Source organism: Streptomyces spongiae, assembly GCF_009377185.1.
In the GTDB taxonomy this organism is placed as follows: Bacteria; Actinomycetota; Actinomycetes; order Streptomycetales; family Streptomycetaceae; genus Streptomyces; species Streptomyces spongiae.
In genome coordinates, this window is sequence record NZ_VJZC01000036.1 from 1 (window position 1) to 19,119 (window position 19,119).

Annotated in this window: 13 protein-coding genes and 5 pseudogenes; 1 reads left to right on the forward strand and 17 read right to left on the reverse strand. The window is 66.5% G+C overall.

The window, feature by feature from the left end:
- Window positions 1-52: 52 nt before the first annotated feature.
- The 3 genes and pseudogenes from FNH08_RS50640 to FNH08_RS08295 all read right to left on the reverse strand — a co-directional run.
- Window positions 53-271, reverse strand: a pseudogene (locus FNH08_RS50640) (GP88 family protein); the annotation flags it as partial.
- 10 nt (window positions 272-281) lie between these two features.
- Window positions 282-1,117: pseudogene (locus FNH08_RS08290) on the reverse strand (IS5 family transposase).
- Between the two features lie 162 nt (window positions 1,118-1,279).
- Window positions 1,280-1,957, reverse strand: a complete 678-nt coding sequence (locus tag FNH08_RS08295) for a TetR family transcriptional regulator (protein WP_152770748.1) — start codon at window positions 1,955-1,957, stop codon at window positions 1,280-1,282.
- 125 nt (window positions 1,958-2,082) lie between these two features.
- Between FNH08_RS08295 and FNH08_RS08300 the strand changes: the two genes are divergently transcribed.
- Window positions 2,083-3,075, forward strand: a complete 993-nt coding sequence (locus FNH08_RS08300) for an aldo/keto reductase (protein WP_152770750.1) — start codon at window positions 2,083-2,085, stop codon at window positions 3,073-3,075.
- A gap of 31 nt (window positions 3,076-3,106) precedes the next feature.
- Here the strand turns inward: FNH08_RS08300 and FNH08_RS08305 are convergent.
- From FNH08_RS08305 to FNH08_RS08360, 14 genes and pseudogenes are all read right to left on the reverse strand, one after another.
- A pseudogene (locus FNH08_RS08305) lies at window positions 3,107-3,226 on the reverse strand (IS5/IS1182 family transposase); the annotation flags it as partial.
- A gap of 169 nt (window positions 3,227-3,395) precedes the next feature.
- A pseudogene (locus FNH08_RS08310) lies at window positions 3,396-5,181 on the reverse strand (reverse transcriptase domain-containing protein).
- A 574-nt stretch (window positions 5,182-5,755) separates the two neighbouring features.
- Window positions 5,756-7,537 (reverse strand): reverse transcriptase/maturase family protein, encoded by a 1,782-nt coding sequence (locus FNH08_RS08315; protein WP_194238415.1) that lies wholly within the window; start codon window positions 7,535-7,537, stop codon window positions 5,756-5,758.
- A 495-nt stretch (window positions 7,538-8,032) separates the two neighbouring features.
- The gene (locus FNH08_RS08320) at window positions 8,033-9,277 is read right to left on the reverse strand and encodes an IS256 family transposase (protein WP_152770752.1); all 1,245 of its coding nucleotides are present in this window, start codon (window positions 9,275-9,277) and stop codon (window positions 8,033-8,035) included.
- A 173-nt stretch (window positions 9,278-9,450) separates the two neighbouring features.
- Window positions 9,451-9,537, reverse strand: a pseudogene (locus tag FNH08_RS54335) (GP88 family protein); the annotation flags it as partial.
- 16 nt (window positions 9,538-9,553) lie between these two features.
- Window positions 9,554-9,862 carry a hypothetical protein gene (locus FNH08_RS08325; RefSeq protein WP_152770753.1) on the reverse strand — a complete coding sequence of 103 codons (309 nt, stop codon included), beginning with the start codon at window positions 9,860-9,862 and terminating at the stop codon, window positions 9,554-9,556.
- Between the two features lie 4 nt (window positions 9,863-9,866).
- Window positions 9,867-11,153, reverse strand: a complete 1,287-nt coding sequence (locus tag FNH08_RS53945) for an SAV_2336 N-terminal domain-related protein (protein WP_407704344.1) — start codon at window positions 11,151-11,153, stop codon at window positions 9,867-9,869.
- 294 nt (window positions 11,154-11,447) lie between these two features.
- Window positions 11,448-11,942: a hypothetical protein gene (locus tag FNH08_RS08330; protein ID WP_152770755.1), complete on the reverse strand. Its 495-nt coding sequence runs from the start codon at window positions 11,940-11,942 to the stop codon at window positions 11,448-11,450.
- A 217-nt stretch (window positions 11,943-12,159) separates the two neighbouring features.
- Complete coding sequence (locus FNH08_RS08335) at window positions 12,160-12,582, reverse strand: hypothetical protein (RefSeq protein ID WP_322724006.1); 423 nt, start codon at window positions 12,580-12,582, stop codon at window positions 12,160-12,162.
- On the reverse strand, window positions 12,579-12,995 hold the full coding sequence (locus tag FNH08_RS08340; protein WP_152770756.1) for a hypothetical protein: 417 nt from the start codon (window positions 12,993-12,995) through the stop codon (window positions 12,579-12,581). The genes FNH08_RS08335 and FNH08_RS08340 overlap by 4 nt, the downstream gene beginning before the upstream one ends.
- 164 nt (window positions 12,996-13,159) lie before the next feature.
- Entirely contained in the window at window positions 13,160-13,624 is a 465-nt protein-coding gene (locus FNH08_RS08345; RefSeq protein ID WP_152770757.1) for a hypothetical protein, read from the reverse strand.
- 38 nt (window positions 13,625-13,662) lie between these two features.
- The gene (locus FNH08_RS08350) at window positions 13,663-15,900 is read right to left on the reverse strand and encodes a hypothetical protein (RefSeq protein WP_152770758.1); all 2,238 of its coding nucleotides are present in this window, start codon (window positions 15,898-15,900) and stop codon (window positions 13,663-13,665) included.
- Entirely contained in the window at window positions 15,900-18,617 is a 2,718-nt protein-coding gene (locus FNH08_RS08355) for a hypothetical protein (RefSeq protein WP_152770759.1), read from the reverse strand. Before FNH08_RS08355 ends, FNH08_RS08350 begins: the two co-directional genes overlap by 1 nt.
- The gene (locus FNH08_RS08360) at window positions 18,617-19,027 is read right to left on the reverse strand and encodes a hypothetical protein (RefSeq protein WP_194238416.1); all 411 of its coding nucleotides are present in this window, start codon (window positions 19,025-19,027) and stop codon (window positions 18,617-18,619) included. Before FNH08_RS08360 ends, FNH08_RS08355 begins: the two co-directional genes overlap by 1 nt.
- Between the last annotated feature and the right edge of the window lie 92 nt (window positions 19,028-19,119).

The window sequence follows — 19,119 nt, forward strand, 5'->3', positions numbered from 1 at the left end:
CCCACGATGAGGTGCATGCCAAGCACTTGTTTCACCCGAGGGGGCCGCCGCCTCAACCCGCCGGGGTCAGGACGGGGGAAGCCTCCGCCTTCTTTGCCGCCCGCTGCTTCCTGGCCTCCCGTTCGGTGTCCAACTTCCGCTGCAGACTGCCGAAGGTCTCCAGTCCCTGGCGCTTGAGCAGATGCTTGATGGGGTTCGCCGGGATCCCCACACGCTCGGGCCCCAGCACGGCCAGCAGATCGGATTCGGTCTGGTCCGAGTAGCCGGCGGCCTAAGAGCTCCTAACAAAGGCGTTGGACGTGACGGTGGGTGATCAGGCAGGTGGCGAGGCCGAGGAAGGCTTCGTGGATGTCGTCGCGTCGTTCCCAGCGGATCCGCAGTCGGCGGAAGCCGTGCAGCCAGGCGATCGTGCGCTCGACCACGTAGCGGAAGATGCCGAGGTCGCTGCCGTGTTCCTGGCCTCGTTCGGCGATGACCGGGCGGATCCCGCGGGCTCGGAGCAGGCGCCGGTACTTGTCGTGGTCGTAGCCACGGTCGGCGAGGAGGGCATCGGGCCGGTGTCTGGGCCGGCCGACGACGCCGGCCACGGCCGGAACCTTGTCCAGCAGGGGCAGCAACTGCGTGACGTCGTTGCGGTTCCCGCCGGTCAGGGACACCGCGAGCGGGATGCCCTGGCCGTCGGTGAGGATGTGGTGCTTGCTGCCCGGCCGTGCGCGGTCGACCGGGCTGGGGCCGCTTTTGGGCCCCGTCGAGCGGCCCTCACGTGGGAGGAGTCGATCACCGCCCGCGACCAGTCGAGTTTCTTGGCGGCCCGCAGCTTCCTCAGCAGTGCCAGGTGGAGTTCGTCCCAGACCCCGGCCTCGTTCCACGCGGCCAGGCGCCGCCAGCACGTCATCCCCGAGCCGAAGCCCAGTTCCTGGGGCAGGTACTCCCACTGGATGCCGGTATGCAGCACGAACAGGATCCCGCACAACGCCTGCCGGTCCGGTATCCGAGGCCTGCCCTCCACCAGCTTCGGGCCCGGTTTGGGTAACAACGGCTCGATCAGCGACCACAGTTCATCCGAGACGATCCACGGCCGAGAGTGTCGTTTCTCCACGACCAGACCAACGACCACCCACGCGGATAGTCACATGATCAACAGCTTCTGTTAGGACCTCTAAGAGGTAGTTTCTTATGGCGTGATCGCTCGCTGAACGGTGTCGGACGGATCCCTTTGAGGTTCCGTTGGGTGGTGGTGCTGGCGAGCAGGGATACCCGGGGGCTCAGCATCCTGAGCCTAATTCCGGTCACGAGCGCACGTACCCCGTTGCGGGCAGGTCCCCTGCCCGAAACCGGTGTTACTGCGGGGGAATAGCTGCTCGACTGCGGTCACCACCGCGGCACGGCGGGCGGCGGTGGTGGGGTCCACGGCGTGTGCGGCGGCGGCCTTGCTGAGTTCGGGTTGCGACGCCCAGGTCATGGCGATCTGGTTGACCAGGGCGAGGACGTCGGCCGGGTCCCAGGCGGGGTCGAGCTGTCCAGCCTGCTGCACCTGGCGGAGCTGGTCGATTTTGCGGGCGATCACTGCCTGGTCGGGATCGTCGGCACCGGCTGTGGTGCCCTGCAGTTCGAGGCGGCCCCAGGTGATCAGGCGGTGGTGGTCTGGACGGGCGACGAAGTAGTCGAACAGGCGGCCCGCGTAGCCAGGGAGGTCGGACGGGTCCATCTGGGTGGCCTCGGCGATGACGACATACTCCCGTACAGCAACAGCGGCATAAAGCGCGTCTTTGCTGCGGAAGTAGGCGTAGACGCGTTCTTTGCTGGTTTTGGCGAGCTTGGCGATGCGGTCCACGCGGGCGCCGGCGATGCCGTGGCCGGCGAACTCCTCCATGGCAGCGGCAAGGATGCGCTCGCGCGTGGTGTCGCCGCCGGCGGTGGGCGCTGCGGTTTGGCCGGAGTCGCGGGACTGGGACATAGGCCCAGGATAGAGCACCGAACCGTTCGGTTTGGTAGTCGGGGTGGTCGGCGCGTACAGTCAAACGGAACAGTTCGGTTTGGCCTCTGTGGGTGAAACCGACGAAATATCGAGGGAGTGAACTCATGCAGCACCGCAATCTGGGCTCTCAGGGTCTGCGCGTCTCGGCGCTCGGCCTGGGGGCCATGGGCATGTCCATGGCCTACGGCGCCTCGAACGACGACGAGAGCATCGCGACCATCCGCCGCGCCCACGAACTCGGCATCGACTTCTTCGACACCGCCGAGCTGTACGGCGCCGGTACCGGCAGTAACGAAATCCTCCTGGGCAAGGCAGTCCGCGACTTCCGCGACGAGGTGGTCCTCGCCACCAAGTTCGGCTTCGACATGACGACCCAGCCGCTGGGCTCCGGCTTCAACAGCCGCCCCGAGAACATCCGCAAGGTCGCCGAGAACAGCCTGCGCTACCTGCAGAGCGACCACATCGACCTCTTCTACCAGCACATCTCCGACCCCACCATTCCGGTCGAGGAGGTCGCGGGCGTGGTCGGCGATCTGATCACCGAAGGCAAGGTGAAGTACTTCGGCCTGAGCAACGTCGGCCCCCAGTACATCCGACGCGCCCACGCCGTCACCCCGCTCTCGGTGCTTCAGTACGAGTACTCGCTCTTCGAGCGGGAGGTGGAGGAGGAGATCCTTCCCGTCCTGCGGGAGCTCGGCATCGGCTTGGTGCCCTACTCCCCGCTCGGCCGCGGCTTCCTGACCGGGGCGGTCAAGCCCGCGAGTGAATACCCCGTGGACGACATGCGCAGCTGGGACGAGCGCTGGCAGGGCGAGAACTATACTTACAACCTCCGCGCCACCGAACAGCTCAAGGAACTCGCCGCGGCCAAGGGCATCACCACCGCCCAACTCGCGCTGGCCTGGCTCCTCGCCCAGGGTCAGGACATCGTGCCCATCCCCGGCACCCGCAGTGCCAAGCGTCTCGAGGAGAACGCCGGCGCGGACGGCGTCCAGCTCACTGACGCCGACATGGCCCACATCACCGAGATCCTCCCCCACGGCTCGGCGGGCAGCCGATACCCGGCCGCGACACTGTCCAGCTTCACCACCGACTGATCCCGCCGACGCCACAACGCCTCTCCACCGTTTATGTGGTGAGGCGCCGGTGGCAGATGAGAGCGGCGGCTATGCCGACGAAGGCAAGGAAGTGCTCGGGCTTGCGTTCATAGCGGCGGTGTAGGCGACGGCATCCGCCAAGCCAGGAAGTTGGGTCGGCCGCGCGGCGAGGTGCTCGCCGTGAGGGCGAGTCCTGTTCCGCGCGGCCTCCCGCCGAGTGAAGTAGGCCGCCGACGAGGTGCCTCTGGAGGAGGTCCTTTTCCGACGGCCCCTTCCCGAACCGGGCAGGCGAGATTTCCCCGCACCCGGCTCTCCGGTAGTCAATTCCGGGTAAGTGCTGCACTCCGTCCCGCGTGGATGTTCTGGTGGCAGCGTTCGCAGACCACGAGGGTCTTGCGTTTCCGCATGGCCATCAGCCGCACCCACGATGGCGGTTCCGGCCGTCCTGGCTTGTTGAGATCGGCGAGTTTGCGGACGTGGTGGACTTGGAGTCCGGTGCGCCCTTCGCATATCTCGCACTTCCCGGCGAGAAGCCGATGAATCAGCTCGTTGCGCCGTGCAGTGGCCATGACCGGCTGCCGGTCGGTAAGGACGGCGGTGCGCTTGCGTTTGAGAGGGATCCCGCCGAAGCGGGCCACCAGTGATTTCTTCCCCTTCTCCCGCTGCACTGTGACTTGGAAGCAGGTCCGCCGGCCGTCAGGGGTGTCGATGCTCGCCTTGTATCTGCGGGCCATCTTCATGACGGTCGACTTGTGCTTCCCGGCCAGGGTCTTGAGCATCGAGGTCTCCATGACCCAGCGCAGTGTCTCCAGGCGGAATACATCCTGGGCGAGAAGGTAGTACTGGACGAACCCGCGGTACTCGGACCCGTACTTCGCGACGATCGTGAAGTCTTCGTCGTGCAGTAACGGGCCACGCTGAGCGGGCTTTCCCTTGCTCATATAGCGAGAGCATCGGTCCCGGATCACGTCCCTGGGCACGAACAGACCAATGGCGCCGTTGACCGCCCGGCGATTCCGCGTGATCTTCGTGTCGCCGTGCTGGGCCTTGATCTCGTAGCCGAGGAACCGCGCCGCCTGGCTGGTGGCGTGTGTGACCAGGGTTTTGGGTTCGGACAGTTCCATCCTGAGTTCGTCACGCAGGAACTTCCGGATCCTCCCCTTGATCTCCTCGGCCTCGTGCTTGGGACCAGCGAACCCGAGCAGGAAGTCGTCGCAATACCTCACGTATCGGAGCCGTCGATAGCCGGGATCATCGGGGTCTTGGCTCGGCAGGGTGCGGCGTTCGCGCCGAAGCGCGCGCACCGCTTCCCGATCGCCGTGCCGTTTGGCCCTCGCGATCCGGTTCTCCACGTCCTGGTACGCGGGGTTCTTGCCCCGACGCTTGCCCCGGTCGTAGTCCGGTATCAGCTGCTGTTCGACAAACCGGTCGAACCGGTCCAGATAAATATTGGAGAGGATCGGTGATGCGATACCGACCTGCGGACAACCGCTGAGCGTGTCGTTCCACCGCCAGTCCTCCAGGTATCCGGCTTTGAGCATCCGGTCGATCAGTTGCAGGAACCGGCCGTCGTGGATCTTCTCCGCCAGCGTCGAGACCATGACCGAATGGTCAAGGCTCCCAAAGCAGTTGGAAATATCACCCTCGACAAACCAGTGTGTTCCCTTCCAGACCGACACCACCTCATCCAGCGCGGTGTGGCAGCCCCGGTTGGGGCGGAATCCGTGCGAGCGATCAGAGAACTGCACGTCGTAGTACGCGTCAAGCAGCAGACGGACTACTTCCGCGACCAGCTTGTCGCTCCAGGGCGGCATACCTAAGGGGCGCCTCCCGGTCTTCTTCGGGATATACACCCTCCTGGCCGGAGACCATCGATAGGACTCCGCACGCAGAGCCTTGATTGATCCTGTCAATCTTGGCCAGAGACATGCCGTCCACGGTTTCCCTGGTAACCCCCGGCGTCATCGCACCCTTGTTGGCGTAAATGCGTCCGTAGGCCAGCAGGAACAACTCCTTGTTGAATAGCTGCCGGTACAGTCTTTCCAGCGGCAGGCCGCGCCTGCCGCGTTCCCGGATGACGTTCAGCACGGTTTCAGCACTCTGTATTGCGCATCCCTCCCCGTCTGAACTTCCTGACTTCCTGTGCCCCTTCGCCCTCATTCCGGCTTTCCCGGACCTCACCGCCGGTCGTTACTCCGGCGACTACTATGGGCACTCCGTCGCCATAGGGCTCGCGCCCCGTAGGCGATCCCGTGGTACGTCTTCGCTGTACGTATCGAGCACGACGTAGGCCGCCCACTCATCTCCTTGACCGCCCTCGCTGGGCGGCGACCCAGGCTATGGAGGTTGCCCGGTCTCACGGTTCATGCCCGGGCATAGCGTGGGCGTCGGTTACAGGCGCTGTTCCGACGGTGCGTCACTTTCACTCTGGAAATTGGGCTTCAAGCAAATCAAGCCTTGACCATATCGTGCGGGCCTTGTGGCACAACGTCCTGAACGCCTCCGAAACGTCCACCGCTTTCCCGGCATGCTCTGGTCCCCTCCCGCTTTCGCGCTCAGGTAAGCCGGGTGACCCATGAACCTCCCTCCAAGTTCATCCCGACTGCGTCGGGGATACAACGAAGCGCCTCACGGCGCACACCGGACATGACGGTTTCCCGGTCATCCGGCTCTCCAGTGACTACTGCGTGAATGGTCTGGCTGGCCGTTCCGAATGGATACGGTCGTGGCAGATGTCGCAGGCCACGACTGTTTTGCGGCGCCGATGGAGCATGACGCGCGTCCAGTCGGAAGGCTGCCATCCGGCATGTGCGAGGTCGGCGAGAGCGCGGACGTGGTGCACTTGCACGTTGCCCTTGCTTCCGCAGGTCTCGCAGGTATCCGCCAGGAGTCTCGCAATGAGTTCCTTCTGCGGGTAGTCCACCCGGACAGGCTCACGATCGGCGAGTTCCGCCGCACGCTGCCGTTGGAGGGGAATCCCACCGAATCGGGCCACCAGTGGCGTCCTGTTCTTCCGCTCGATTCGGGCCTCGAAACAGACTCGGGGCCCATTGGGGGTGTCGATTCTGGCCTTGTGCTTGGCGGCCATCTTCGACACTGACGAGCGGTGCTTGGCTGCAAGAGTCTTGAGCATAGAAGTCTCCATGACCCATTGCAGCCGATGCAGCCGGAAGACATCTCCGGCAAGCAGGTAGTACTGGACAACGCCCCGATAAACGGTCCCGAAGGTCGCCACGATCGCGTGATCGCTGCTGTTGATCAGGGCCGTCTTCTTCGCGGGTTTTCCGCGATCGGTATAGGGGGCGCACTTGGCTTTGATCACGTCCCGTGGGACACGGAGTGCTACCTGGCCGTTGACCCGACGGTAACGGCCGGTCTTCTTTGTGTCGTTGTGCTGGGTCGTGATCTCGTAGCCGAGAAACCTCGCTGCCCGGGTGCGGGCGTGAGTGATCAGTGTCTTTTCCTGGGACAGTTCCAGCTTGAGTTCATCACGCAGGAACTGTCCCAGGCGTTGTTTGATCTGCTCGGCCTCGGCTTTCGGTCCGGTGAAACCAAGGAGGTGATCATCCGCGTAGCGGATATAGCGCAGCCTGCGGTATCCCGGATCTTTGGGATCCGCGCTCGGCAGGCTCACCATCCGCTGACGCAGCGCGCGGGCCTGGACCCGGTCACCGCGCCGGGGGGCTTTCGCTACCAGATTCTGCAACTCCAGATAAGCCGGGTTGCGGGCCCGGCGCTTCCCTCGGGTGTACTCCGGAATCAGAACTGTCTCGACGAACTCATCCAACTTGTGCAGGTAGATGTTGGACAGGATCGGGGAAGCCACCCCGCCTTGCGGCGCTCCGGAGAGCGTGCCGCCCCACCTCCAGTCCTCCAAGTATCCGGCTGTCAGCATGTTGCGCACCAGCCGCAGAAACCGCTGGTCATGGATCTTCTCGCCGAGGATCGACAGCAGGACCTCGTGGTCCAGGCTGCCGAAGCAGTCGGCGATGTCCCCTTCGATGAACCAAGACGTCCCGGTCCAGGTATGGTCCACCTCCCGCAAAGCGGTATGGCAGCCACGGCGGGGACGAAACGAATGAGAGCGGCCGGAGAACGTCGGTTCGTAGTACGCCTCCAATAACAGGCGGACCACTTCACCGACGAGTTTGTCCGACCAGGTCGGCAGCCCTAGCGGACGCGTCTTCCCATTCTTCTTCGGGATATGAACGCGCCGGACCGGACGAAAGCGGTAACGCTCGTGGCGCATCGCCTCGATGATCCGGTCGATCTTCCGCTGTGACATGCCGTCCACGGTTTCCGACGTGACCCCGGGCGTCATCGCACCATGGTTGGCGTAGATGCGCCCGTAGGCCAGCAGATACAACTGCGGATTGAACAGCTTCCGATACAGTTCATCACACGGCAGGCCATGCCTGCCGCGTTCACGCAGGACACCCAACACCGTTTTGGCGCTCTGCATTTCGCATACCTCCCGAGTCGGGGTGTCCGAATCACCTGGCCCCCTTCGCCCGATGCGAACGGCTTTCCCGTCCTCCCTGGCCGGTCGTGACTCCGGCGACTACTACGGGGCCTCCGTCGCCATAGGACTCGCGTCCCGTAGGCGATCCCACGTTCCTCCCTGTCTGTACGTTCTAGCGCGACACAGGCGTCCCACTCATCTCCTTGAATGTCCTCGCTGGACATCGCTCCGCACCCCGGAAGTGCTCCGGCCAACAATCGAAGCCGGAGCAGAGTGCGGCGCCGGTTTCGGCTGTCATTTCCGGCGGATGGGAACTTGCATCTCCTGGAGATTGGGCTTCAAACAATCCAGTCTTCGCCATATCGCGCGGGCCGCCCAGCACACCGTCCCTGACAACTGGGCCCGGTCACTGGTTTTCTGACATGTTGTTGTCCCCTTCACCTTTCGGATCCAGGTAAGTCATCCGGGTCACGTCCCCTGTGATGGTGTAGGCGATCAATCGTCCGTAGCGTTCGGGGTGTTGGGGAGTGCATGGGTGGTGTGGTCGGCGTGTTCGGCGGCGTAGATGGCCGTCATGCTGCCTTCGGACAGGTAGCGGCGGGGGAAGGCGACCCATTCGTCGTGCATCTCGCTGAGCACGGCGGTGACCAGCCGTTCGAGCGCGGCCGGGTTGGGGAAGACCTGCACGACGTCGGTGCGGCGCTTGATCTCGCGGTTGATCCGCTCCAGGGGATTTGAGGACTGGATCTTCTTCCAGTGGGAGATGGGGAAGGCGGCGAAGGCGGTCAGATCTTCCCTGGCGTCCAGGAGCATCTGCCTGACCTTGGGGAACTGCTGCCCGAGCATGTCGGCCACCGCATCGAGCTGGTGATGGACGGCCTCGGCGGTGGGCTGGATGAAGATGGTGCGGATGGTTGCCGCGACCATTTCCCCGGATCCCTTGGGGATCACGGAGAACGCATTCCTCAGGAAATGGACACGACAACGCTGCCAGGCGGCGCCGAGCATGACCTTGCGGATCGCCTTGACCAGGCCGCTGTGACTGTCGGAGATGACCAGACGGACCCCGCCCAGGCCGCGTTCGCGCAGGGAGCGCAGGAACTCGCTCCAGAATGCTTCGGTCTCGCTGTCGCCGACCAGCACGCCGAGCACCTCACGGCCGCCGTCCTCGCTGATGCCGGTGGCGATGACCACGGCCTGGGAGACGATCCGGTGGTTCACGCGCACCTTGCAGTAGGTCGCGTCCAGGTAGAGGTAGGGGAAGCGGCTGTGGTCCAGGGGCCGTCCGCGGAAGATGGTGAGCTGTTCGTCCAGGTCACCGCAGATCCTTGAGACCTCGCTCTTGGAGATGCCGCTGTCCGCGCCGAGGGCCTTGACCAGGTCGTCGACCGAGCGGGTGGACACCCCGTGCACGTACGCCTCCATGATGACCGCATACAGGGCCTGGTCGATGCGGCGGCGGCGTTCCAGCAGGCTGGGGAAGAAGCTGCCGCTGCGCAGTTTCGGTATCGCCAGGTCCAGATCGCCGGCCTGGGTGGCCAGGGTCTTCTCCCGGTGGCCGTTGCGGAAGGCGGTGCGGGCGTCGGTGTGCTCGTTCCACTGGGCGCTGATGCGGCCGCTGAGCTCGGCCTCGATCAGCTCTTGCAGCATGCGCTCGGCGACGTTGCGGACGAGCTCGATCCCGTCCGCCGTGCGTAGTGACTCCAGTAGGCGTTGTAGGTCAGACTGGGACAAGGCCATCTGGCACCTCCCGGGTTGAACTGGCCGTTCACCAGGGAGATTTGCACGGTGGCCTGCCCTATGCGCAGGGAGCGGAGACCGTCACCGGATGCACGCCCCGGGCATCCGCCCGCGCACACCCGCACGGTGATCGCCTACACCATCACGTGGGACGCCATTGGCAACCCCCAACACAACGGCCAGTTGAAGATGCCTTCCTGGCGGAGCTGCCGGTTCTGGGTGAGCAGCCACTTGCGGGGTCCGGGCTTGGTGTCGGTCATCAGGGTTCACTCCAGGTCAGCGGTCGGTGTCGGAAGAAGGCGAAGCGGAGGCGGGAGACTTCAGGCCGGGGCACCCCTCGTGGACGGCCATGCACGCGTGGACCCCGAGAGCGGTGACACCTCCTTCGGCCCGGGCCAGGAGCGCGAACGCCCTGGCCAGCGCGGTGCGGGATGAGCGGCGGTGTTTGCCGCCGAACTGCAAGTCGTCGCCGTGGTTGGCGATCTGCTCCAGTGCCGCGTCCCGGGCCTGGTTGATCTGGTCGTCCGTGGCCGACGCCAGTTCCGCGATGAACTGAGGGATGAGGCCGGCAAGGAAGTCGGCCAAACGCTCAGGGAAGGCGCCGGTCCAGGGAGCGTGTTCGTAGTGCGGCCGCTGGTCCGGAATGGGAACCCGGACGACACGACCGAACGGGCCGTGAGAGGCGGAAAGCTCGCTGCCGGGCGCGTCGTTGTGCGCAGGAGGCTCGATTCATGCAGGGCGCCCCCGACTCGAGTGAGTCGGGGGCGCCTGGGTGGTCCGCCTGGTTCCGGAGTCGGTGCTCTTCCGGCACCAGGCGGTGCTGCGGGGCAAAAGGCCGGCCAGTGGCGTCGGCATTGCCGTGATGGGCTCGCGAGCCCGCGATCAGCCGAGGCGGAGCAGAGCCTCCTCGCTCACAAGGACACGCCCTTTCGGAGCACCGGCCAGTTCCGCGCCCGCTCACCTCAGCAGCTCCACCGTGCGGGAGAACGAGGTACGGGGCACCTTGCGCAGCAGCAGCGCGGCAACGCCTTCTCGGAAGGCATAGATTCCGGGGCGAGCCCGGCACTGTGCGGAGCATGCCGCTGAGGATCACCTCGGCGAGGTGACTCGGGCACGGGGCCGTCCCGAGGGACTTCTGCACCAACTGCATCACCGGCAGATGCGGGACGCCCACCGCCAGATGACCGGCGAGGCCGAACGCTTCGGGAGAAGCGGTTGAGCGGAAGCGGAGGACGAGTTCCTCAGCAGTGAGCTCAACCGGGGGGACGGAACCTTCGACCGAGAGGGCGGCGGGCGGGACGTAGGCGACTGCCCCCGGGATCTCCGCCCCCTCGGCGCCGCTGATCAGCGCGAACCAGTTCTCCAACCACACGGCGGAGGACTCCAGAACCGGGATCAGGACACTGTCCGCTCCCGGCTCCGGCACGCTGTCGTATGCCGTGAAGCTCAGTGCGGCGTTCGCGGCCCCGGCGGTCGGGGCCCAGATCCGACCGGGCGCCCCCGGCAACGCGGTGCGCCGCCACATGTGTTCCGGCAACGGCTGAACGACCGCGACCGGCCGAACGCGCGCCCAGCTGCGCAAAGTCCTGTACCAGCGATCGGCGGCCGGGCCGGAGTACCACTGCGGTCCGGAGCAGTCGCTGAGCACGAGCGTGACCGTACGGTCGTCCTCGACCTGACGCCCGCGCAGCATGCCGTCAGCCTTGAGGACGGACACCGTCACGCTCTGGAAGTGACCGGCCTGGGCCAGGGACTGACGCAGACTCCGCAGCAGCGGCCGCCACATGGTCATCGTGGGCCCGGCGTCGAAGACGAGCTGGAGTTGGTACGCCGGGCCGCTGTTCGGGGAAAAGGCGGTGGTCGTCCGCACGTTCACGTCGTCTCCTTGGGGCCTCGCGGCCCCGGCCGCCGAGGGGGAGTTGTGCGGCCAGGGGGAGCCGCGCGAAGCGGCTCCTTCGAAATGGTCTTGCGATCGGGCTCTCCCGCCCTCACAACAACCACTTTACATATAAAAAAAGAAGTAGGCGATACTCTGGCCGGCTTCCGGGTAGTGCCCGGGGCCCCGGGTCGACGAACAACGTGAATGGTGTGCAGGGGAGAGGTGCCGTCGGCTCGAAACCCTTGGCTCCTGAGGGGAGTTGGGCCCTATTCGGCTGGGGCGGGGCCGTGCCTAGCCGCTGACGAGCGAGCAGTCGCGGCGGTGCACGGGCGACGTAGGGAAGGAGGGGGCCTCGGTGGTGTCGTTGCGATCCATGAGCCAGTCCCCGAAACCCGCCTGGCTGTTGATCGCGACGGACGGAACCGGCGCGCCACAGTCGGGGCACGGCGCGATCAGGCTGAATGTCAGCCGCCCGGGGGCCTCGTACGTGCCAATGAAGAAGTAGGCGCGCCGCCCTTGTGACAGCTGAATGCGTGCCGCGCGGAAGTGTTGCGCCCCAGGGAACAGGGGGTGGTTGAGGTCCTCGTAGATGCCGAGCCTGACGTCGTCCGGCAGGCGGAGGCGGTGACGGAGGGCGGCCTCGACTCCCGCGTGCTCGGACGGGGCGCACAAGATCGACGGCTCCGCCCCGTGGTCTGTGGCCGACCGTCCTTCTGCTCGATCCAGGGCGGCATGCCGTGCGGCGGCTTTGATCGCCTCCATGCTCGTGATGGTTGCCTCGCGCACCGTGTCTCCTTTGGCTGTCCGTGGCCTGGAGTGCCTCTGGGGGTGGCTCCAGGCATCTGGCCCCGGTCCCCTAGGGGGCGGGTGAACCGTTCGAAGTGGTTCAACTGGGTGGCGTTACGGACGACTGTCCGCTCCTCAACGCAATCCACAGTACCCAATTAAAAAGAAGTAAGCAACATGCTGGCGGGTGTGAGGAGACTCGCGGGCTGGTGAAGGCTCAGGCGGCGAGTGTGCCCACCGTGTCGAGGACATTCTGGGCCCGCTCGAAGGCCACCTGCTTGTGGCCGTACGAAGGCCAGCGCAGATGCATCACCTCATGGGCGAACACCCTGTCGGCGGCCTCCTTGGTCGGCACGTGGGTCAGGTTGACCGCCATCAGAGGTATGTCGAGACGGCTGTCGTGCTCACCGAGAAAGACCTGCGCCGCGTAGTGGGCGTGGAACGTCAGCCCGGTGACCTGGGAGTACCGGGCCAGGTCGAAGGTCAGGGCGAAGGGGAGCTGTGACGCCTCCATGAACAGCTCCGCCCGCGTCCTGAGCCATCGGGGATCCACGGCCTGCACGCACTCGGCTACAGGCAGAGGACTGACCAGAGCCTCGTGCCGGGCCATGGTGAGCGGGTGCCCTTTGTGGAGCGTCACAGCAGGCCTCCTTCCGGGGCGTTGGACAAGCGGAGGGCCAGATCGCGGAGAGGGTTCGGCCACATGTCGAAGTGCGCCGCCAGCTGTTCCGGGAGGCGGCGCTCGAGTAGCAGAGGACCATGCGCCGGCCGGGCTGTCACAGTCTGGGCGTGCCCGGCCAGGACGACGGCCTCGGCGCCGGCGCCGAAGGTCGCGCTCGCCAGCTCGGCCACCTGCGGGTCCAGCGTCCTGGCCCGGCCCTGCTCGAGCACGGCGCTTCGTGTCATGGCGGCGTGTTCGACGGTGTCGGCCGGGCTGAGGCCGGCGGTCGGCCGAAGGCCGCGCAGCACGGTGATGCCGGCCGACCGCAGACCACCGCGTGCCCACAGGAGCGCGGCGGCCAGACAGATCAGAGTCCGGTGCTGCGGCTCCAAACGTCGGTCATCGAATCCGTTGAGGCCCCGTCGCTGGACGCGCACACTGCCACCTCCCTCGTCCCTGCTTCGGCCAGCCCTTTGACCGGGCCGCGGCCGGCGAGGCGCCGGCCGCGATCTCATCATGCCAAGACGCCGGCGACGGGCTCCCGGGCCGACCTCGATCACGAGAACTGCCCATGCCAGGAGTCGCCTTCCAAGGCGGCGAGCTGCTGTTCCTCCTCCCGGGTGAGCCGGTTGAGGAAGTCGTCCCAGTGTTCGAGCTTGGCCAGCGCCTCGCCCTCGGCCGGTTGGATCCGGGCCGTCTCGCCCGAACGCAACTGCATGATGACGTCGCCGTTGTCGTCCAGATGCGCCTCGGTCCATTCCAGCGCGCGCCGCCGGGTCTGGTTGAGGTTGAACACGAAGCCGAGGTCAGGGGAGGTCTGTCCGCCGACCAGAGGCCGGATCCATATCAGTTGGTCAGGCTCAGGTTCGGCCCGGAAGTGGCGGGCCAGGGGCTGGCGAAACACTTCGGTTCCGTCGGGTTCGGTGACGACCAGTTGAGCGCCGGCGTCCACCGGGTCCCCGGTGCTGCTGTGGTTGCCGGCGAGCAGGTCGGCGAAGCGTGTCTGCCAGTCGGTAGTCATGTGCGTGATCTCCTTGTTGACGACGGGACAAACGGGGGTCAGTAGGCCGACTGGACGACGTCCTCGACGGCCTTGCCGCGCAGGTGGGTGATGCCACGCTTCTTGAAGAACTCCAACATCTCGGTGCGCTCGTGCGCGTACTCGCACATGATCCGGCTAGGGGCCTCGGCGCCCAACAGATCGATGCCGTCGCGGAACATGATCTCGTTGTTGCTCTGCGAGAACGACGCGATCTTCATGGGGTCGCGGGTCATGCCGTGCATGCTCTTGCCGCCCGCGGGGTTGATCGCGCCGTAGTGGTCTCCGTCGTAGGCGTAGTAGTCCGACCGGCGCATAAGGACGGACGGGTCGTCCCAGATCAGCCGGCCACCCCCTGGGCTGGAGGGTGTGTTCTTGACGCGCAGGAAGACGCTGTTGGCGCCACCGCTGTACTTGTCCGCAGCCTCCGACATGCCGACACCGCCGCCGATGCCCATGACCGACCGCTTCTCGGTGGAGGCCAGCACGCCGGTCGCGAAGAGCTTCATCATGTCTCCGCCGCCGATGTTGTGGGTCAGAGACTTCCCGGAGAACGCCTTGCTGACCTCGGCCGCGTTGCCGGCGACGTCGAACCGCGACCAGGTCAGCCAGCCGCCGCTGGTGGCCGGGGTCGGGTCGTACCCGGAGCTGGCGGCCAGCGCGTCACCGCTGTCGAAGCCGGTGGCCTTGGCAACCGCCTCGCGCAGCACGGCGACCTTCTTGGGGAGCACCGTCTTGGCCGCTTCGAGCTGGATGCGCTTGACCTGGTAGTGAAGCGCGTCCTCGTCGAGTCCGATGAGCGAGGAGGCCTGCTGGTGGACGAGTTCCTGTACCTGCAGGTCCTCCAGCCCCTTGGCCTCGGCGAACGCCGCTTTCACCGCGGCGCCTTTGTCCAGTCCCTGGGCTGCGACGTTGTTGGTCAGGTACGTCCACTCGCCCTCGGATGCGGTCATCGGCGCGTTCACCAGGTGAAGCTGCTCCAGGCGGTCCACGAGTTCCTTGCCGTGCCCACCGCCCACCGGGGCATGGACCTCGAGCTGGCCCCGCATCGAGAACTCGGTCTTCGAGGGGTCATTCGCCGCGTACGGCCGGTACACCGCGCTCCATCCGTCACCGAGGTCGACCGTGTATTCCTTGCCGTTGGCCTTGCTGCGGGACGTGCCGTCCCACGACGACTCGCCGGTCTGCGGGTCCAGCTGCGCCTTGATCCGGCTGGCGTCGCGCAGCTGGGCAGCGAGGGTGCCCGGCTCCGGTTCGTCGGCCGGTGCAGGGATCTGCTTGGTGACGGTCTTGGTGACCATGTGCCCGAACTGCTCGAAGTGCGGCATGGTCTCGCCGCCGTTGTTGATCTTCTCGCCGACGACGTTGAGCTGGTCCAGGTAGTACTGGGCCATCTCCTTCTCGGCGTCGCTCAGATCGGGGGAGGAGAGCACGCTGTTGACGGCATCCAGGGCCTGCTGGTGCTTCTGGATCGAGGCCTCGGACATCGGCAGGTTGTCCTTCAGCTTGTGCTGAACCGACGTGGTCGCCTTGGTGACCAGCTCACCGAGCTGCTTCTCCTTGTCCAGCGCGAGGCGCTCCTTGACCTCCTCCTCGACTTCCACGTCCACCATCTTGGTCCCGGACACGGACAGCGCCTCGAGCAGCTTGCCCTCTGCCTCCTCGGTCACGTGGGCGAGCAGGACCTCGCGGGGGCCGTCGGCGGAGGCGTAGGCGACCAGCGTGGCCTGCGAGTCGATGAAGTCCTCCCCTCCGACCAGGACCGGAGTGCCGGTCGCAACGCCGACGGGCGGCTCGTCGGGCACCGGGGTGAGCGGAGGATCCGTTTCCTCCTCGTCGGGCTCTTCGACCTGGAGCTCGTCGGCCGGCAGCCCAGAGGCGTCAGCGCCGGCCTCGTTCGCCGGCTGGTCGCCTTCGACCGCTTGCTGGTCCGCCGTCGGCTCCTCCAGGCCCTCGCTCGGCGGCTCCGCCCCGGCCTCGGCCGAGTGCGCAGGTTCCGCCGCCACCTCGGTGGTGTCGTCACCCGCGCCGCCCGCGGAGTCTCCGGCCGATGCCGGCGCGACACCGTCCTCCTCGGGTATCACCGTTTCGGCAGGAGGCTCGGTTGCCGGCGCGGTGCTCTGGAGAAGCTCGGTCTCCCATTCCGTCAAAGTCGCAGGGGGTTCTGTCCCGAGGGCGACCGGAGCGGACGGCGAGTCGGTGGTCACCGTCGGCGAGACGGCGTACGAGGCGTGACTGCTCTTGGAGTTGGTTCCCATCACTTAGCCCCGTGCTTCAGGGAGGCCGCGGTCGGCATGTTCAGCTCCTTGACGAAGAAGTTGGTGAACGACTCCCGCAGGCTCTGCTTGCGCTGGACGGCGTGGTCCAGGAAGGCCTCGGCGATCTGCTCGCTGCTGACCTTGGCCGACGGGATGCCGTGCTGCTTGGCGGCCGCCTTGCGCATGGTCGGCACCCAGTGGACGCCGGCCTTGACGCCCTCGTGGGCGGTGGAGTGCAGCATGGAGCGCCACTGGGAGTCGGGGATCGCCTCGAAGTTCTTGATGATCGGGTGCGCCACGGCGGGGTTGACCTTGATGCCGTCGCCGAGACCTCCCGACAGCGCCGCCTGGTACAGCTTCTGGTGCACCGGGTCGTACGAACCGCCTCCCGACGGGGCGTACCCCAAAGCGAGTTGGTCCTGCCCGTAGTGCTTGAACGCCTGGCCGAGGTCGCACCGGACGAGGCCGCCCGAGGCGGTGCGCAGGACGTTCGCCTGGTGACCGTCGTGATCACCGACGAGCCAGGCTCCCACGTGTGAGCGGACGATGGCGTCCACCTCCGACTGGGACCAGTTCTTCGGCTCCGCAGCGAAGTGATGCGTGTCCTTGAGCATCGGCTGGACGCTGCCGCTCTTGCCCTCGACGTTCTTTACGTACACCGGCACCGACGGCAGGCCGCCCAGCGACAGGGCGTGCGAGGCCGCGGATTCCGCGTGCGCGATCGCCCCGCCGTCCTTGTCGGCCTTGAACAGCCAGGAGGAGCCGTCCGGGGCGTCGTGGAGAGACTTGGCGTAGGTGCCCCCGAGATTCGCGGCCTTGCCGGGCCCGAACGACCAGGAGCCGACCACGTCCGCGTCGATACGCGCGGGCACATCCTGAGTGGTGGCCTTGACCTGCTGGAGGTTGGCCACGAGGGCCTGGACCTTGGCATTGAAGGAACCCGGCGGCGCCGGCTTGACCGGGGCCCTGGGAACGGAGCCGGCCGCAGGGGCAGGCGTCGGCGCCTCGGCGAGCTTCTTGGCCTGCTCGGGGCTCGCGCCCATGCTCAGCGCCGCCGCCTCTTTGGCCTCCTTCGTCAGCCCGCCGGCCTGGGATGGCGCCGACGACGGCGCCGAGGAGGCGGGAGCGGACGACGGCGCGGACCCGGAGGTGATCAGCTTGCTCTGCAGGGCCTTGACGGCTTCGTCGGACGCCAGGCCGTTGTCCCCGCCGACCGGGGTACCGGCCTTCTTCTTCGCCGCCGCGGCCGCGACCTTCGCGTTGATCTCTTCTTTGTCCAGTGCCGGGTTGAAGCTCGAGGCGATGAAGCTGGTGACGTGGGCGCGGGCCGCCTTGTCCGCGTCCGGCATTCCCATCTGCTCGGCCACATCACGGAGGTCGCCGAGCTTCTGCTCTTTGGCCCACGCGTTGAACTCGGTGGTGAGCGCTTTGGGGGCCACTGTGTGCGACGTGAGCAGCCCGGGATTGCCCATGGAGATATCGCTCGCCGGCTGCAGTACGCCGTGGATCCACCCCTGAGCATCCGTCTGCAGTTTGTGGAGCTCGCCCGTGCTCGTCGCCCACTCCGCGACCTGGGCCGCCGCCTCCGGATTCCCCGCCAGGTCAGGAAGAGCGAGAGGGCTCTCGAGATCGGGCTTGGCCGCCGAATGGACGTCGAGGGCCTTGTCGAGCGCAGCCAACTGGTCCTGCCGGGCCTGTGACTTGGCCTTCAGGGCCTCCTTCTCGGCCTCCGCGGTGCCGGTGCGCAGCAGGTCGACGATCTCTCGCGGCTTGAGGTGCTGAGCGTCCGCGAGGGACATGTCCCCGGCGGCAATCGCGTCCTGGACCAGCGGAAGCACCGTGGACGTGCTGATCTTCGCGTGCTCCAGTGGATCCCCGGTCCATATCTTGCATTTGGCCTGGATTTCTTCCAGGTTGTCGATATCCGGGCAGTGGGCGGTGAGGATCTGCTTCTCTGCCTGCAGAAGGTCCTGCAGTTTTTCGCTGTCCAAGATGCCCTTGGAGTAGGCCACTTCATCTGCGGCCTTCTTCCAGGCTTCCTGGGCTGCCTCGATCTGTTCGAAGGTGGCTGACCAGGTTCCGGCAGGCCCGGTGGACGACAGGGGGGTTCCCTCGAGCTCGTGGAGCTCGGCGAGGGTCATCCCGCCGAGGGGTTGGCCGGCCAGCAACTGGTCGTAGCGCTGGAGTGCCTTGGCCTGGATCTTCTGCTTCGACGGGATCGCGTCGTCGTAGTAGGGGTCGAGCCAGTGGACAAGCGGGTGCTGGCCCTTGCCGGACAGCCCGACGAGCGCGGGGTGCTCGAATCCCTTGGCCGCGGCGATCTGCTGCAGCTCCTCCGGGGAGAGGCTGTTCAGGTACTCGAGCGACTGTGCCCGCAGGGCGTCGAGCTGGGCCTGGATCTCCTCCTCGGAGGCGCCCTCGGCCTTCATCGTCTCGATGGCTTCCTTGGCGTCCTTGATCTGCTCGGCGAAGATCTCGTACCGCTCGGCGGGGTCCTCGGGCAGGTCCGGGTATCCGGCCGCCCCCTCCTCGCCGCCCGCGGCGATGGTCTCCAGGTTGTCCATCGCCACCATCAGGTCCGTCTTCGCGGTGACGAGTTCGTCGCTCAGCTGCTGCTCGTCCGGCGGTGCGCCGGCCCCGCTCGTCTCGACGGCCTCGGCCGTGTCGCTCGGCGCGATGGCGTACGAGGCGTGGCTGCTCTTGGAGTTGGTGCCCATCACGCGCCGTCCCGGGGCGGAAGGACCGGAATGACCTCGGCCAGGAGCTGGTCGAGGACGAGCTCGGCAGCGTGCCGCAGGTCGGCAGCGCCCGGGGGGACGTCGGTGAGGGAGAGCTGGCAGACGCCGTTCTCCTGCTGCCAGCGGTCGACCTTCTCCGGTGTGACGCCTTCGGCGAGGCGCTCACGCCAGGGGTTGGCCTCGTCATAGACCAGCGGGACCCATACGACGTGTTGCGCGGGGTCCGCATCGGGTGCGGCGTCGAGTGCCAGAACGGCCACCGGGTCCACCGCCATGCCGAGAGCCGGGTGCCACACCGTGAGGATCGACAGCTGCCAGGTGGCGGGAGCCGGGACAGCCAGCGCCTCTGGCGCCGAGGGCTCCGGCTTCGGTGACGTGGGTGTCGACATCTTGAGGCTCCTCCCGTGGGTTTCGCCTCATAGGGGTGCGAAAATCCGCCGCCGTGTGACATCCACGGCGGCGGATTCTTGTGATTTTCTGA

Coding starts and splice junctions, on each gene's coding strand:
- FNH08_RS08295 (WP_152770748.1), bottom strand. CDS start 1,957: ATGTCCCAGTCCCGCGACTCCGGCCAAACCGCAGCGCCCACCGCCGGC.
- FNH08_RS08300 (WP_152770750.1), top strand. CDS start 2,083: ATGCAGCACCGCAATCTGGGCTCTCAGGGTCTGCGCGTCTCGGCGCTC.
- FNH08_RS08315 (WP_194238415.1), bottom strand. CDS start 7,537: ATGCAGAGCGCCAAAACGGTGTTGGGTGTCCTGCGTGAACGCGGCAGG.
- FNH08_RS08320 (WP_152770752.1), bottom strand. CDS start 9,277: ATGGCCTTGTCCCAGTCTGACCTACAACGCCTACTGGAGTCACTACGC.
- FNH08_RS08345 (WP_152770757.1), bottom strand. CDS start 13,624: ATGACTACCGACTGGCAGACACGCTTCGCCGACCTGCTCGCCGGCAAC.
- FNH08_RS08350 (WP_152770758.1), bottom strand. CDS start 15,900: ATGGGAACCAACTCCAAGAGCAGTCACGCCTCGTACGCCGTCTCGCCG.
- FNH08_RS08355 (WP_152770759.1), bottom strand. CDS start 18,617: ATGGGCACCAACTCCAAGAGCAGCCACGCCTCGTACGCCATCGCGCCG.
- FNH08_RS08360 (WP_194238416.1), bottom strand. CDS start 19,027: ATGTCGACACCCACGTCACCGAAGCCGGAGCCCTCGGCGCCAGAGGCG.